Source organism: Subsaxibacter sp. CAU 1640, assembly GCF_023156585.1.
In the GTDB taxonomy this organism is placed as follows: domain Bacteria; phylum Bacteroidota; class Bacteroidia; order Flavobacteriales; family Flavobacteriaceae; genus JBPOFM01.
Genome location: NZ_JALNMI010000004.1, coordinates 94850 through 110045, shown reverse-complemented (window position 1 = coordinate 110045; position 15196 = coordinate 94850). Strand labels below are relative to the sequence as shown.

General features: G+C 38.0%; 14 protein-coding genes. 8 read left to right on the top strand and 6 right to left on the bottom strand.

Features of this window, described 5'->3' with window-relative positions; genetic code table 11:
* Positions 1-11: 11 nt before the first annotated feature.
* Entirely contained in the window at positions 12-2486 is a 2475-nt protein-coding gene (locus M0G43_RS10360) for a zinc-dependent metalloprotease (protein WP_248025957.1), read from the bottom strand.
* A 144-nt stretch (positions 2487-2630) separates the two neighbouring features.
* On the opposite strand from M0G43_RS10360, the gene M0G43_RS10355 reads away from it, so the two are divergent.
* Both M0G43_RS10355 and M0G43_RS10350 read left to right on the top strand, forming a co-directional pair.
* The gene (locus M0G43_RS10355; protein ID WP_248025956.1) at positions 2631-4640 is read left to right on the top strand and encodes a DNA topoisomerase 3; all 2010 of its coding nucleotides are present in this window, start codon (positions 2631-2633) and stop codon (positions 4638-4640) included.
* Positions 4641-4647: 7 nt separating this feature from the next.
* Complete coding sequence (locus M0G43_RS10350) at positions 4648-5214, top strand: pseudouridine synthase (protein WP_248025955.1); 567 nt, start codon at positions 4648-4650, stop codon at positions 5212-5214.
* Here M0G43_RS10350 and M0G43_RS10345 read toward each other — a convergent pair.
* Together M0G43_RS10345 and M0G43_RS10340 are read right to left on the bottom strand one after the other, a co-directional pair.
* On the bottom strand, positions 5211-5654 hold the full coding sequence (locus M0G43_RS10345) for a cold-shock protein (RefSeq protein ID WP_248025953.1): 444 nt from the start codon (positions 5652-5654) through the stop codon (positions 5211-5213). The two genes, M0G43_RS10350 and M0G43_RS10345, sit on opposite strands and share 4 nt — an antisense overlap.
* Positions 5655-5854: 200 nt before the next feature.
* Positions 5855-7123: an NAD(P)/FAD-dependent oxidoreductase gene (locus M0G43_RS10340; RefSeq protein ID WP_248025950.1), complete on the bottom strand. Its 1269-nt coding sequence runs from the start codon at positions 7121-7123 to the stop codon at positions 5855-5857.
* Positions 7124-7235: 112 nt separating this feature from the next.
* Here M0G43_RS10340 and M0G43_RS15850 point away from each other — a divergent pair, with 112 nt between their 5' ends.
* The 6 genes from M0G43_RS15850 (at position 7236) to M0G43_RS10315 (ending at position 11521) form a co-directional block, all read left to right on the top strand.
* Complete coding sequence (locus M0G43_RS15850; protein WP_411039866.1) at positions 7236-7532, top strand: hypothetical protein; 297 nt, start codon at positions 7236-7238, stop codon at positions 7530-7532.
* A gap of 174 nt (positions 7533-7706) precedes the next feature.
* A complete protein-coding gene (locus tag M0G43_RS10335) occupies positions 7707-8768 on the top strand; it encodes an acyltransferase family protein (protein ID WP_248025945.1) in 1062 nt (353 codons plus the stop codon).
* Between the two features lie 62 nt (positions 8769-8830).
* Positions 8831-9268: an FKBP-type peptidyl-prolyl cis-trans isomerase gene (locus tag M0G43_RS10330; protein WP_248025943.1), complete on the top strand. Its 438-nt coding sequence runs from the start codon at positions 8831-8833 to the stop codon at positions 9266-9268.
* Positions 9269-9755: 487 nt separating this feature from the next.
* The gene (locus M0G43_RS10325) at positions 9756-10367 is read left to right on the top strand and encodes an outer membrane beta-barrel protein (RefSeq protein ID WP_248025942.1); all 612 of its coding nucleotides are present in this window, start codon (positions 9756-9758) and stop codon (positions 10365-10367) included.
* A 386-nt stretch (positions 10368-10753) separates the two neighbouring features.
* Positions 10754-11134, top strand: a complete 381-nt coding sequence (locus M0G43_RS10320) for a hypothetical protein (RefSeq protein WP_317231456.1) — start codon at positions 10754-10756, stop codon at positions 11132-11134.
* A gap of 120 nt (positions 11135-11254) precedes the next feature.
* Positions 11255-11521 (top strand): heavy-metal-associated domain-containing protein, encoded by a 267-nt coding sequence (locus tag M0G43_RS10315; protein WP_248025940.1) that lies wholly within the window; start codon positions 11255-11257, stop codon positions 11519-11521.
* A gap of 5 nt (positions 11522-11526) precedes the next feature.
* Here M0G43_RS10315 and M0G43_RS10310 read toward each other — a convergent pair whose 3' ends face one another.
* From M0G43_RS10310 to M0G43_RS10300, 3 genes are all read right to left on the bottom strand, one after another.
* The gene (locus M0G43_RS10310; protein WP_248025939.1) at positions 11527-12246 is read right to left on the bottom strand and encodes a hypothetical protein; all 720 of its coding nucleotides are present in this window, start codon (positions 12244-12246) and stop codon (positions 11527-11529) included.
* A gap of 76 nt (positions 12247-12322) precedes the next feature.
* Entirely contained in the window at positions 12323-13837 is a 1515-nt protein-coding gene (locus tag M0G43_RS10305) for a DEAD/DEAH box helicase (RefSeq protein WP_248025938.1), read from the bottom strand.
* Between the two features lie 140 nt (positions 13838-13977).
* The gene (locus M0G43_RS10300; protein WP_248025936.1) at positions 13978-14457 is read right to left on the bottom strand and encodes an Hsp20/alpha crystallin family protein; all 480 of its coding nucleotides are present in this window, start codon (positions 14455-14457) and stop codon (positions 13978-13980) included.
* Between the last annotated feature and the right edge of the window lie 739 nt (positions 14458-15196).

Genomic DNA, 15196 nt, shown 5'->3' with positions numbered 1-15196 from the left:
GTTTTGTCAATTTATTTTGGATCTAATATCAATTCAATACGTTTAATGGCATCTTCATAATGATATTTTGTTTCAGTGTCTGATGCATTTCCTTTATTTGCTTTTATGGCATTTTTAAGTGTGTTCAATTCTCCGCGCACCAATGCTCTAATGTCTGATTGATTCACGTTGAAATATTTCCGCGTACGTTCTGGATTTAATTCTTCCGTCATCAGATACTTCATTCTTTCAATATATGCACGTTGCAGATTACGTCTGAAGACATCTACTTTAGAATTTACTCCGAGTTCTTTCCAAATTCCCTTACGCACATCTTGAAGCATATTCAACGCCGAATAATTTTCAGCGCTTACCAATTCTCCATCAATCAAACGTCCCAAAGTGTCAAAGTCCAAAACTGAATTTAAATGTCTCACTTGAAACCTTCTGAACAACTCCGTGTAACCTGCATAATCAGTAGATTGCAAGGTTTTAGTGTCCAATAACCACGTTGGCAAACTGAAAGCATTGGAGTGTAACCAAGCCATCGCTTCTTTTTGTTGTGCTTTTGTTGCTGGTGTATAGATAATACCTCCTTGGTTTGGTTTTTTGGTGTCTTCATACACGCCACCAATATGGGTGGTCACGTGCCCTATGTATCGATTCCAAACATATAATTGTTCATCGTACAATTCTTTTAAATCATCATAATTATTGGTGACATCACTGGTCCACTCTGGCAAGTGCTCTGAAACATATTTAAGGTTCTTGAGTCCGTAAGTACTGGCTTTAATCGAATTATTACCGATATCTTCTGTTTGTGCAGATGGATCAAAACTACTGCTCTGCTTTCCGAATTTAAAACGTGGATCATCAGCTTTTTCCATAATCCAAGCATCAAGAGTTGGCACTTCACCTTCGGTTGTCGCACCTGGAATCCAACGATAGCCCCAATTGGTAGCATAATGGTCATAAGGCCCAATTTGTCTAATAAAACGGATATTAGTGTCTCCAGGTTGCGCAATGTAGTTGTAGCGCGCATAATCCATAATACTGGCTGCAATACCATTTTCTTGTGTAAATGCACCATTGCGATAGCTTTCCACATCATAGGCACAACTAGCTCCCATATTGTGAGGGAATCCCAATGCGTGACCTACTTCGTGGGCAATTACCATTCGCATCATTTCACCGATTTCTTCATCTGGAGTGTTTAAAGTTCTTGCGGATGGATTGGCTGCTCCTGTTTCCAATAGATAACGATTTCTGTAGGAACGCAAATGGTTATGATACCAAATCACATCACTTTCAATAATCTCACCTGTTCGTGGATCAGAAACGCTTGGTCCAGTAGCATTTCTTGTGGTGCTGGCAACATAGCGAATAACTGAATAGCGTATATCTTCAGGACTAAATTCCGGATCTTCTTCTACGGTTGGTGGATCCTTGGCTATGATAGCATTCTTAAAACCTGCAGTTTCAAATGGTTTTTGCCAGTCTTCAATACCTTGTTTGATGTATTTACGTAGTTTTTCTGGTGTGGCTGGGTCCAAATAATACACAATGGGTTTAATGGGTTCTACCAACTCCCCTCTTTTGTAAGCTTCTGGGTCTTTTGGTTCCAAGCGCCAGCGACGTATGTATGTTTTTTCGTCAGATTTTAATTGTTCACTGCTATAATCAATTTGATTCACGGTAAACCAACCTACTCTTGGGTCGGCAAGTCGTGGCTGCATCTGTTTTTCTGGTAAGAGAATCATCGACTGATTCATTTGAAGGCTAATGGTTTCCGTTTCAGGATGGATGGGTGGTTTGGATGCATTATAGGTAAAGTCCTGAATGACTTCAATATTCAATGGAAAACTTTTGGCCGAAGTAATAAAACTGCGTGAATCGTCCAAATTTCGAACTTTATATGCCTCACGCATTCCACTTGATAAACCGCTGATGGCTTTTACATCTGAATTATAAAATTTGCTAACGTCAATAACCACAGCGCTCGAGTCTTTGCTAAAAGCTTCAATATTGAATGCATATAGGGTCGGTTCATAGTTGTTGGCACGAACCGAAATATTGATTGGCAAACTATCATTGGCCACCGCATTATATGATTTCACCTTAATCAATATTTTATCTTGAAAGCGTTCCCAAACGATCATTTGTTCATTTGTTTCAGAGCCTGCATTGGTATAGCCTCCACCCAATCCTGAAGGTAGTTTGGCAATACGACTCACCAACAACATATCTTTGTTTAGCAGAGAATCCTGAATCTCGAAATAATATTTATCCTTTAGTATGTGTACCTTAAAAAGTCCATCATCTGTAACTGCATCTTTTGTGATGACTTCGCTATAATCCTTGATGCCGTTGTCTTTTTTCTTCGGAGGCGTTTGCGAAACAGCTTCTTCCTTGTCTTTATTTTTCTTTTTTCTTTTGGATTGTGAATAGTTTGTGGTTGGAATCAGCAAACAACTCATTACAAGCGCTAACAGCACAGATGTTCTCATATTGGAATGTTTGGTTAATCAATGAATTTATAAATATAAGTATTCGTGTTTTAATAATGTATTTTATCAACTGTTAAAACCCTATTTAAACTTATAAATTTCCGTAATTTGCAACTTCTTTTGAACTAATAATCCTCGTAATTCGTGAAAGTATGTATTGCTGAAAAGCCTAGTGTTGCTCGTGAAATCGCTTCTGTATTGGGTGCGAACACCAAACACGACGGCTATTTTGAGGGCAATGGTTATGCTGTTACCTACACGTTTGGACATTTCTGCACCTTGATGGAGCCCAATGACTACAAACCTTATTGGAAAAGCTGGGATTTGAACAACCTCCCGATGTTACCAGAAAAGTTTATGACCAAAGTTGTTGACAATGAAGGTGTACAAAAACAATTCAACATTGTCAAGAAACTCTTTGACCAGGCGGAATTGGTCATTAATTGTGGTGATGCTGGCCAAGAAGGCGAATTGATACAGCGTTGGGTGTTACACCAAGCAGATTACAAAGGTGAAGTGAAGCGGTTATGGATTTCTTCTTTAACTACTGAAGCTATCAAGGAAGGTTTCCACAATTTGATGGATTCCAAAAAGTATGATAATCTCTACTATGCTGGATTTTCTCGTGCCATTGGCGATTGGTTATTGGGCATCAATGCGACGCGCTTGTACACTGTAAAACATGGTGGACACAAACAAGTCTTGTCGGTCGGTAGAGTGCAAACTCCAACTCTGGCTATGGTTGTGAACCGTTTCAAAGAGATTGAAAACTTTGTGCCTCAACCCTATTGGGAATTGCAAACTATGTATCGCGATACCTTATTCAGTTATGAAGAAGGCCGTTTTTTAAAAATGGAAGATGGTGAAAAGCTTGCCAACAAGGTTAAGGAACATAATTTTGAAGTAACATCTGTTACAAAAAAGAAAGGCAAAGAATATGCGCCTAAACTGTTTGATTTGACAGGACTTCAGGTGTATTGCAATACCAAGTTTGGTTTTTCTGCGGAAGACACCTTGAACATCGTACAGCGACTTTACGAACAGAAATTAGTAACGTATCCAAGGGTTGACACCACATTTTTACCAAATGACTTGTATCCAAAAGTGGCAGGCATCCTTAAAAATTTAACGCAATATGCAGAGTTGACCACTCCCCTTTTGGGCAAAAAGATCAAGAAGTCAGCAAAAGTGTTTAATGACAAGAAAGTTACCGATCATCACGCCATCATTCCAACTGGGATGGAAGGCCCTTTGAATCCAAGTCAGCAACAAGTTTATGATATTATTGCACGTCGGTTTATTGCTGTGTTTTATGAGGATTGTCAAGTCTCGAATTCGACTGTGATTGGTAAAGTTACGGATGTGAAGTTTAAAGCTACCGGAAAGGAAGTGTTGAGCAAAGGTTGGCGTGTGGTATTTGAAAATCTTAACGATACTAAAAAAGAAGTCGCAGCTTTTCCTACGTTTGTGAAGGGTGAAAAAGGGCCGCACGAGCCTTCTTTTTTGGAGAAACAAACCAAGGCACCTTCACAATTTACGGAGGCTTCCCTCCTACGAGCGATGGAAACTGCAGGCAAGCAGGTAGATGATGATGAGTTACGGGATTTAATGAAGGAAAATGGAATTGGTAGACCATCCACGCGTGCGAATATCATCGAAACACTTTTCAAGCGGAAATACATCGTAAGGAATAAGAAACAAATATTACCTACACCTACAGGCATTCAGCTGATTGATACCATACAGAATGAACTTCTAAAAAGCGCCGAGCTTACGGGTCAATGGGAAAAGCAATTAAAGGATATTGAAAAAGGTACTTACAGTGCTGCAGCCTTCATTAATAATATGAAGCAGATGGTAGATGATTTGGTGTATGAAGTTCGTACAGATAGCAGCAGCGCTGGCATTTCAGCAGTGACATCTGCAAAACCCATCAAACCGAAAAAGAAAAAGGTGAAGGCTGCTGTTCCTGATGTAGTGGCTTGCCCCAAATGCAAAAAAGGAACTGTGATTAAAGGCAAGACCGCCTATGGTTGCACTGCCTATAAAACAGGTTGTGATTTTAGGGTGTCGTTTGAAGATATCCGAAGTAAGGCGAAAGGTCAAAAAATTACTAAAGAGCTTGTTTATAATTTGTTGAACGCTTCTATCTAAAGTAATTATGCATCGTCATTTTAAGCTTTTTAAACCTTATGGGTGTTTGAGTCAGTTTGATAGCAATGCGAGACATCAACGCAACAGCAAGTTTCTTCGGGAATTCCACAACTTTCCTGAAGGCGTTATGGCCATTGGTCGATTGGATAAGGATTCTGAAGGTTTGTTGTTGGTTACTACTGATGGCAATGTGAGCAACACCATCAATAGTTCTTCTGTAGAAAAAGAATATTATGTTCAAATTGATGGATTTATAACAGAAGATGCATTACTGCAACTGCAACAAGGACTGTACATACCTTTTGAAGGTAAATTTTACAAAACCAAGCCTTGCAAAGTACGCCGTATCGATACGCCTCAACTTCCAGAACGTGCGAAGCGTATTCGTGATAATCGACACGGCGACACTTCTTGGTTATCCATTACGATTACTGAAGGAAAATATCGGCAGGTGCGACGCATGACCAATGCCGTGGGCTACCCAACCTTGCGATTGGTACGCGTTCGGATAGGGCGTCATCTGTTGGGAGACATGCAACCTTCCGACGTTATCGAACTACAGGAAATTCTTTAGATTTTTTTCACCTTAACGGCATTCATCCCTTTAAGGCCTTTTTCAAGCTCATATTCTACTTTGTCATTTTCTGCAATTTTATCAATCAAACCACTGATGTGACAGAAGTATTTCTCATTGTTTTCGGCATCGATAATGAATCCGAAGCCTTTAGAATTGTCGAAAAAGGACACTTTGCCTTTTCGTACTGGATCTTCCTCCTCTGCTTCTTCTTTCTTTGGAACACCGAGTACAATGTCTTCAGCATCTACCTCGATCTTGTCGTTTGGATCTGGTGGTGTGTCGGTGAGATTGCCATAGGCATCTACATAAGCCATAGGGATGCCACCCTTGCTGCCTTCAGACTTGCGGGCTTCTTTTTTCTTCTGTTTTTCCTCACGCTTTTTAGCACGAGCCTTTTCTTTTTCAATTTTGTTAAAGCTTTGTTGTGATTTAGCCATTCTTGTTTTTGAGAAATTTTAATTTATGATGTATTATGAGTTACGGGTGATTATATTACTTAAAACATCATTTAGAATGGCAATGGCAGAGATTGATTGCTAAAAAATACTTCAGTGGATACAATGCGAGGTGAAGATAATCAATATATTGATATCAACTTAACTCTTTTCAAAGATTTAATAATCGCTTTGATAAATTGTCATTCCTGGCGCTTATAGGGCCTGATTATCAAACCCAAAGGTTTATCGTAGGTAAAGTAATTGGCCATCCAATCCAAGAAAGCGCCTACCTTGTTCCTGAAACCTACCAGCGACATGATGTGGATGAACATCCATACCAACCAGGCAAAGGTACCTTGAAACTTCCAGCCTGGCAAATCGACCACGGCTTTGTTACGGCCTATGGTGGCCATGACGCCCTTGTTGAAGTATTTAAATGGTTTCATCGGCTTGTTCTTAATCAACCGCATCAAATTTTTGGTGAGGTGTTTGCCCTGCTGCTGTGCCACTGGCGCCAACATAGGCAAACCTCTTGGATTTTCTTTGGTGATACAAGCTGCCACATCGCCAATGGCAAAAATATGGGTTGTGCTGTTGACCGCATTATACTCATCAACCAAAATACGGCTGCCTCCTGTAATGGAAGCTTCGGGAAGCCCTTCTATGGGTGCCGCCTTTACCCCTGCCGTCCAGATGACGGTTTCGGTTTTGAAGGTTTCGGCATCGGCTATCTTCAGGACGCTGCCATCATAACCTTCTACTTTCGCATTTAAGAAGACATTGACTCCTAATTTTTGTAGGTAGAGCAACGTTTTTTTGGATGCTTGTTCAGACATTGCCGAGAGCAGCTTTGGTGCCATTTCATAGAGATGGATTTCCATTTTTGAGAAGTCTAAATCTGGGAAATCTTTTGGCAATACATAATGCTTCATTTCTGATAAGGCACCGGCCAATTCAATTCCGGCGGGACCACCACCTACTATGGCGACGTTCATCAGCTCCTCAATAGGTTGACTCGTATCATTTGCCAAGGCTTTTTCTAAATTTTGATAGATGTAGCTGCGCATATTGAGTGCATCTGGAATGGACTTGAGCGTCAGCAGTTTGTTTTTGACCGGTTCAAAATTAAAGAAGTTGTTTGTACTACCTGTGGCGATGACCAAATAATCATAGCTGATGTCGCCGATGCTGGTGTGCAGCACTTTTGCGGTAGCCTCTACCCTTTCCACTTTTGCCATTCTGAAACTGATATTATCTTGCTCCCTGAAGATGCGCCTTACTGGGTAGGCAATACTATCTGGCTCTAGACCACCTGTAGCTATCTGGTACATGAGCGGCTGAAAGTTGTGGTAGTTGTGCTGGTCTATGAGGAGCACTTCTACGGGTTTATTTTTAAGAGATTTTGCAATGGTGATGCCACCAAAGCCTGCGCCAATGATGACTATTTTGGGTTGATGGGTATGTTTCATCAAAAGGATGTTATAAATGGATGACTCCGTAAATGTAGTTGTACAAATTTACGAAAATTTATTATGATGGATGGTATTAAGATTATGTAATAAAGCTGTTTGAACGTGACACATGACAATTTCAACTTACCACATGATATATCCAACTTGCAACATGACATATCCAACTTGCAACATAACAGTTCCAACTTACCACATGACATATCCAACTTACCACATAACATATTCAACGTGCAACATGACATATCCTATTTGCAACATGACAGTTCCAACTTACCACATGACATATCCAACGTGCAACATGACAGTTTCAACTTACCACATGACATATCCTGCCCTAAAAAGTATGTTTGCGACAAGATTTGATTTATTAGAAGTTTTAGAGGTGTTAGGCACTTTAGCTTTTTAGGGCGATTAGATTTTAGAGACATAAAGTGCGGAGTTGTATATAATTTTCGATATTGAGATTCATTTAAAGTCTAATCTCTAAATTACTATCTTTAAACCCAATTATGATGACGATATCGTGTGCCACCATTTAATCAAGAAGTACTATAAAAAATGCTACAACATAATTTTTTAGATGGGTAGGAAACACTTTCATACATTTGATGCGTTAAGATTTTTTTCTTTTCTACTGGTGTTTTTACTTCATCTGCCTAAATCTGGAAATGTATTTATTGATTTTTTTCTAAAAAGTGGTGGTATAGGAGTTACATTTTTCTTTGTTTTAAGTGGCTTTCTCATCACTTATATTTTGCTCTATGAGAAGCAACAAACACAAAAAATTTCTCTTAAAAATTTCTTTGCAAGACGCATTTTAAGGATTTGGCCCTTATTTTATCTGATGATAGCCTTCGCCTATCTATCACCTTATATCTTTAGGGCTCTCAACATTCCATATGTAACTGAAGGCTATGAACCCCATTTATTAACATCGATGGTATTTGGAGAAAACTATATGATGATGCTCACCAATTCATTTCCGGATGGAGCCCCCTTAAGGGTTATGTGGACGCTGTGCATAGAAGAACACTTTTATATAGTATGGGGTCTTTTATTCTACTTTCTGCCAATTAAGCGCATTCCGTTGTTGATCGTTATGAGTATCATAATTTCGAATAGTGCAAGAGCGATTTATAGCTATTTTGGCTTTGGTCTCTTTGATTTATTCTCTAATCTAGATTATTTTGCTTTTGGGGCCATACCAGCGTACATGCTTATTTGTAAAGGCTCCTATATAGTATATGCAGAAAAAATTCCACTTTTTATAAAGTATCTATTTTTGGCTTTGACCATTGCTATCGTTTTTACCTTGCCTAATATCAATGTGCAATGGCTGCCATATGTTTATCCTTCACTTTTGGCATTTTCGTTTGCTACAGTGATATTGTTCACATTAGGATCTCATTCTATACATATCAAAGATGATTTGTGGTTTAGTAAATTGGGCACCTACACATACGGATTATATTTATATCATACCATCGTCATCCTGTCAGTCATACAGATCTTTAAGTATCTGAATGTTTCAAATTGGATTGCAATAGTACTTGTATCATTGGTTTTAACAATATTGGTGAGCATCTTATCTTATCATTTATTTGAAAAGCAATTTTTAAAACTTAAAAGGTGTTTTTATTAATATAACATATTGTGAATATCTGTTTGAAAATAATTTAACTTGTAGTCTCTAAAACTAAAGCTATGACCAAAACTACAACATCGACTGTACTAATCATTTTATTTATATGCTGTATAAGTTTTAACTGCAACTCTGATAAAAAGCAAGAAACCGATGGTTTTATAACTACTGCTTCAGGACTTCAGTATAAAATACTTAAAGAAGGTAGCGGCGTGCCTACCAAGGTGGGACAGGAAGTGCTGATACATGAAACTATGTCTTACACTAATGATTCCTTGTTGTTCGATTCTCGTACCTTGCCGAATCCTGTAAAGGTATTGGTGGGTGGTAGCCAGGCCATCGCAGGTGTTGACGAAGGATTGGTAGGCATGAAGAAAGGCGAACTCAAAAAACTGATTGTACCACCATCATTAAGTAAACGCAGTGGAGAGCACAGCTTCCCTCACCCCAACTCTACATTGGTGTATGAGGTGGAGCTAGTGGAGATACTTGAAAAGTAATTTTCACCCATCGAACCATACACAGAAAACGTTGCAACAAGCTAAATACTTATATATCATTTTGGGATTCAGACATTAAAATACCACCGAAAATATCTCAACGTTTTCCCGAACTTACACAATCTGAATTTTACTCTGCTACAAGAATAATGTCTTTAATATTGACTTCAGTAGAATAGTCAAAATGGTTATCTGAAGTTGAAAATAATGGTGAAATGGATTATTTAGAATTAGATAAATATTTAAAATCATATAAGGAAAAATTGACTTCTTTCAGAGAAGATCCAGAAAATTACGTTTAAAAACTATTTACAACAACGGCCATAAGTTATTGCTTCTGACTTTACTCTCGGACACGAGTTCGAAGTGCAAACTGCCGAAGTGATTCTCGCACAATAAAATCAGAAACTCAAAAAACTCAACAATTAGTCAGTATTTTCACGCAACCAAATAGAGAAGACCGTATCTAATGAAAAACCACTCACACATGAAGTATCTACTCTGTTTTGTAATGACCATTAGCAGCTTATTATGCAATGCTCAAGTTAGAGAAAAAGGAGATATAGAAATAATACCCGTCATCGGCTACAGCATTTCATATCAATTAGATTCTTTCCTATTCGGTTCATCATCCATTAACGGAATTCAGTTCGGAGCATACGCCAATTACCATTTTAATAGTAGATGGAGCCTGCGCACTGGCATGCTCTATCAAAAAATGGGAACCAACAGCACCGACTTTTTCATCTTCGTCAACGAATATTCAGAAAGAACTAACTACCTCACCATTCCCTTGACCCTAAATTTCCATTTTGGAAAAAACAGAAACTGGTATGCCCACTATGGTCCAGCAATCGGAATTTTGACTAAAGCTGAGGCCAATTATAACGACGGAAATGGGTATATAGACATCAAAAGCTTGGCAAGCACCACACAATTCGGAGTTAATGGAGGCATTGGATACAAGTTTAATATAGCACCACAAGTTTTAGGAGTTGTTGAAAATTATAATTTTCTTGGATTCACAGATAGTACTGATCAAAAAAGTGGAAAAAATTTCCATCTTAGTTTAAATCTGGGAGTCATATTCAAAATATAAAAAACTTAAATTCCATCTTCAAACCACAAACACTCATCGTCTAAACAAAATCTCGCATGATCGGAACAAATTCTTCCTCCGTAAATCCATGTAATTCAACGTTAAGGTTAACAATTACCGCAAATGAGTTCACTTATCCCATACACTTCTCTTAATTTAGTATCACAATCCTCTAAAAAACACATCATAGCATGCTCAAGCTTACAAAGTACAATCAACGTGCCTTGTACGGTGGCATTGTAGCGGCCATCATCACAGGCATCGGGGCGTTCATCCTTGGTAGTATCAGCGGCTATGAGGCCAAGATACTCATCAAGACCTCTCTGCCCGGCATCAACACCCTTTGCAACACCATCGTGCTCGCATCGGCAACCATCCTCGCCCTCTTGCTCACACTCTTAAGTGTCAGCTCGGCATCAAAGTCGCGCTTAAAAGATGACCATTATACGCAAGTGCTCCGCATAGCACGCATAGACACTGCGGTGTTTATTGTGGCAATGATATGCTTTCAACTCTTCAACCTGCCCATCACAGAGGCAGATGATGTGCCGGCCAATTGGTATGCTACTATCTATTACAGCACCTTGGGCCTATCATCGTTATTGAGTGGTGCACTTATTTCGGTAGTCATTATGCTCTATAACGCTGTTGTAAACATCATCAAGATAGTCGGTCTTGGCGAAACAGATCATCCTCTCATCCACGACGATGCAAAGGATAATACAAAGAATACCAATAAAAGAAAAACAAAAGAGACTAGGACATAGACAAAACTACTCACTGGGACACCGCCTGACGCTTAATCAAATACATTTCTATCAATAAATTGTTAGGGAAAGTCCATCAAAATAATTAATTTTAATAGACATTTAATAAACACGCATACTATGAGTTTCCTATCAGAAAACGTCATTCCCGGTAACTACGGAAAAAAATTCACCACCGATGCAAAACACCCTGATGAATTCAAACAAATAGAAGAAAATTTAATGAAATTAGATGGCGTCAAAGACGTTATGTTCGAAAACGGCTCTAAACCTACGGTATTTGTCATACATACCAATAAAGTGGTAACCGTCAAAGCTATTGAAGATAAAGTAAAAGAACTGGAATTGCACGCCGTTCCCACAGGGCCATTCTTTCCTTTGGCATAAAGTGCCTAATTTTTGGTAATAACTAGAGTAGCTTTTTTACTGGTGGCAAGAAACCACTGATTTTGGGATATTTGTTTCTCCTTGTCATCAATCAGTTTAAATTCGGCAGTATTAAAGCCCAAACTCCCTTGATTAAGGGCCTGAAAGTCTATCTTATTGATGCCAGGCACCAACGGAATTTCGAAGGATTTGTAACCATTGGTCAGTACTAATCGAGATAAAATCACCTTATCATTATGATAGACCATTATAAGGTCGCCATCTTGCTCACCAAAATCTCGACAAACCACAGTTACCATGCCGCTGTCGGTTCTAAATTCACCTAAAAACTGATCACCCAATAATTCAGGCGGAATGTCATCATACATCTCGAGCTGTCTTTTGCGTTTTTCGTTGGTCCATTTCTCTTCATAGATAGTACCAGGGTCAATAAGGTCGCTCTTCTCCATCATCGAGAATTCCTTTTCAGATGGTTTCATCGTCACTTTATTCTTTACGGGAATCCCACTGATGTTTTCTTTTGGCTTGGTAAGACTAGGCTTCTCTTCAGGAATAACAATCATAGGTGTGGGTGTTACCTCCTTCTTCTCCTCTTTTTTTTCTTCCGCTGGAATAGGAATTGATTTAGATGAACTATCCACTTGGGCCGCAAGAGGCATAGCAAGCAGCATACACAAGCCTAGGATGAATATTGACCATTTATTTGAAGATGTAATTCTGTCCATACCTTCTCTACAGAACAAAAACCGTTCCCAATGTCAAAACTAACGAATAAAAGGAGCTAAAATTTGAAAGAATATGTTAAAACTTTCCGTTGAAACTCAACCGAAGACGCCTTACATATTCGTCCATTAGCCAGTCTTTATAGTTTTGAGTGCTGTTCATAATGCAGTAGCCATATTGCTTGATCCGATAACCTATGTCGTCAGTCAAAAGTTTGGTCATAGCACGCGCCTCTTGAATGGTCTCGCTGTTATCGATACAGATTTGAGAATGTTGCTCAATGGAGCGCTCAATAGCTGTAAAAGACTTCAACCCTTTTCCTACCGCATCATTATATTCTGCCTTCATATCAAAGTCAATATCCTTTGACTTTTTAAATTTCCTTCGGATAGAATCTGGCATCACATACACAAAATCGCGTTCGATGTCTTCGTCATTACGAATGTTATCCAAGTACATATCAGGATACCTAAAGATGTGCTGCCAATCTACAGGTTGGTTCCAAGGACCAAAACGCACAACATTATTCCCCAAATCGAGCACCATAAATTTATCTTTATTGTCCAGAATCCTCGATCCACGACCTATCATTTGAAAATACAAGGTCAAAGAACGTGTGGCTCTATTCAAAATCACCGATTCTACAGTAGGCTCATCAAAACCAGTAGTCAAAATACTTACGGATGTTAATATTCCGTCAGGTGTATTCTTAAACCATTTGAGAATTTCTTTGCGTTCCTGCTTGCTACAGGTATTATCGAGGTGACGTATGTTATAACCAGCACGCTTAAAGGTATAATACACTTCTTTGGACGTATTGATACCATTGTTGAAAATCAAAGTCTTCTTGCCTTTGGACATTTCTTCATATGCAAACATCAATTTGCCAAGCATATGGGCATTGGTATAGAGTGCTTCTGATGATTTAACGGTATAATCACCGTTGATACCGATCTTCAAAGTGTTTAATTCCACATCAAAATTGTACATCTCGGCCTGTGCCAAAAATCCATTCTTGATTAAAGTCGAAATGTCATCACCAACAATTAATTTATCATAATTATCCTTCATAGGAAGCTTGATGTTGGAACTTAAAGGCGTTGCCGTTACCCCAAGAATCAAACACTTCTCAAAAAACTTGAACAGTTTTCTAAAGGAATTGTAATGCGCTTCATCAATGATTACGAGCCCTACATCATCGAGCTTTAACTTTTTATCATTCAAACGGTTGTTGAGCGTTTCTACCATCGCCACAAAACATTTGTATTGGTCTTGGTCTGGAAGCTCTTTTACCTTGCTGTTGATGACTTTGTTTTTTACTTCAAAGCTGGTAAGCATTTTTGAAGTTTGCTTGCACAACTCAATTCGGTGTGTAAGAATGACCACTTTTTTATTGTGGTTCTGAATATATCTACGTACGATTTCAGAAAAAATAACCGTCTTCCCTCCTCCTGTTGGTAATTGGTACAACAGGTTGAAGTTGTCCTTCGAATTATCGAATACCTCAAAAATACGATTGAGGTCAGCAAGCTGATAATCGTAAAGATTCTTTTTGGTTTCTTGTTGGTTTTCTAATTCTATGATATCTGACATACAGCGGTTTTCTTCAAATAAAAAATTCGTACAAAATTAAGACATAATAGCAGTTGTTGGTTGCCATTGTTGAAAACATTTAACAAAAAAGAGAAGCCGTGTTGGTCTCTCTTTTAAATGTTCCGAATAAATAGTATCAATTAGGAAACATCTATTCGTTTGGCAGGCTTTTCTTTAGCCTCTTCACGTTTTGGTAAATGAATGGTCAAAATGCCATCATTATACTTCGCGTTGATGTTTTCTGATTCTACAGTGTCTGGCAATGTAAAAGTTCTTTTGAAGGATGAATAACCAAACTCTTTGCGAGTATAGTTTTCATCTTCATTAACCGTTTCTTCACTTTTTTCAGAAGAAATAGATAACACTTTATTCTCTACATTGATATTGAAATCTGATTTCTTCATTCCTGGAACGGCAATTTCCAAGAAGTATTCATCTTTATTTTCCTTGATGTTTACAGCTGGCAATGTCATTCCAGTATTGAAATTGGAAAGAAATCCTGTACCCAAACCTGTTTCAAATAAATCGTCAACCCAAGATGATAAACTTGGTAAAGACGAACGGTTTCTTTGAGTGGAAACTTCACTGCCATTTCTAGGCATTTTTACTAAAGTTGTCATAGTTATCAAATTTTATAGTTCAACAATTATTTTTTGTTTGCTTGATACATTTCAAATAGAATACCAAACCCTTTTTAAGGTCAAAAACTGACAATTTTTCAATAAAGAAACACTATTTTTCAGTCATTTTGACATTTAACATATACCTATACCCTTCTGATTTAATGTTTGTTAAGTGTTAAAAAGTGTTAAATCATTACCTTGTTTAACAAAGTACTGTAACAAATATTTTAATTGCTCGTCTTTTAGATATAAACATTAACATAACCAATTAAAATTTTAGAAATTATGAGAACTTTAGACAGTAACAAACTGACAGGAAACTTTCACAATACAAAAGGTGAAACTTGGAACAACAAAAGACGTTACAAAAACTAACGAGCTTAACATCATCATCAATTCATCAATCAAAAAATATATCAATTATGAAAACATCAATGAACAAACCAGCAGGATTATTTCACAACACAAAAGGTGAAACTTGGAACAATAAAAGACGTTACACAAGTTAACGAGCTTAAGCATCATCAATCAGAATCAATCAAATCAAACAATTATGAAAGCGTTATCAAAAATCATAGACGATTCCAACGGACTCTACGACGACCTGGAAACCTCGAGAAAGTAATATCATCAATCAATCAGTGTAGTTGAAAACGGGCAAGCTCATCACTTGCCCGTTTTTATTTTCAATAATTCATAGAGATAACCTTGACCCTTGAATTTTAAATTTGAAATC

Coding starts and splice junctions, on each gene's coding strand:
- M0G43_RS10315 (WP_248025940.1), top strand. CDS start 11,255: ATGAGTTTCCTATCAGAAAACGTCATTCCCGGTAACTACGGAAAAAAA.
- M0G43_RS10350 (WP_248025955.1), top strand. CDS start 4,648: ATGCATCGTCATTTTAAGCTTTTTAAACCTTATGGGTGTTTGAGTCAG.
- M0G43_RS10325 (WP_248025942.1), top strand. CDS start 9,756: ATGAAGTATCTACTCTGTTTTGTAATGACCATTAGCAGCTTATTATGC.
- M0G43_RS15850 (WP_411039866.1), top strand. CDS start 7,236: ATGACAATTTCAACTTACCACATGATATATCCAACTTGCAACATGACA.
- M0G43_RS10335 (WP_248025945.1), top strand. CDS start 7,707: ATGGGTAGGAAACACTTTCATACATTTGATGCGTTAAGATTTTTTTCT.
- M0G43_RS10300 (WP_248025936.1), bottom strand. CDS start 14,457: ATGACAACTTTAGTAAAAATGCCTAGAAATGGCAGTGAAGTTTCCACT.
- M0G43_RS10345 (WP_248025953.1), bottom strand. CDS start 5,654: ATGGCTAAATCACAACAAAGCTTTAACAAAATTGAAAAAGAAAAGGCT.
- M0G43_RS10310 (WP_248025939.1), bottom strand. CDS start 12,246: ATGGACAGAATTACATCTTCAAATAAATGGTCAATATTCATCCTAGGC.
- M0G43_RS10305 (WP_248025938.1), bottom strand. CDS start 13,837: ATGTCAGATATCATAGAATTAGAAAACCAACAAGAAACCAAAAAGAAT.
- M0G43_RS10340 (WP_248025950.1), bottom strand. CDS start 7,123: ATGAAACATACCCATCAACCCAAAATAGTCATCATTGGCGCAGGCTTT.
- M0G43_RS10360 (WP_248025957.1), bottom strand. CDS start 2,486: ATGAGAACATCTGTGCTGTTAGCGCTTGTAATGAGTTGTTTGCTGATT.
- M0G43_RS10330 (WP_248025943.1), top strand. CDS start 8,831: ATGACCAAAACTACAACATCGACTGTACTAATCATTTTATTTATATGC.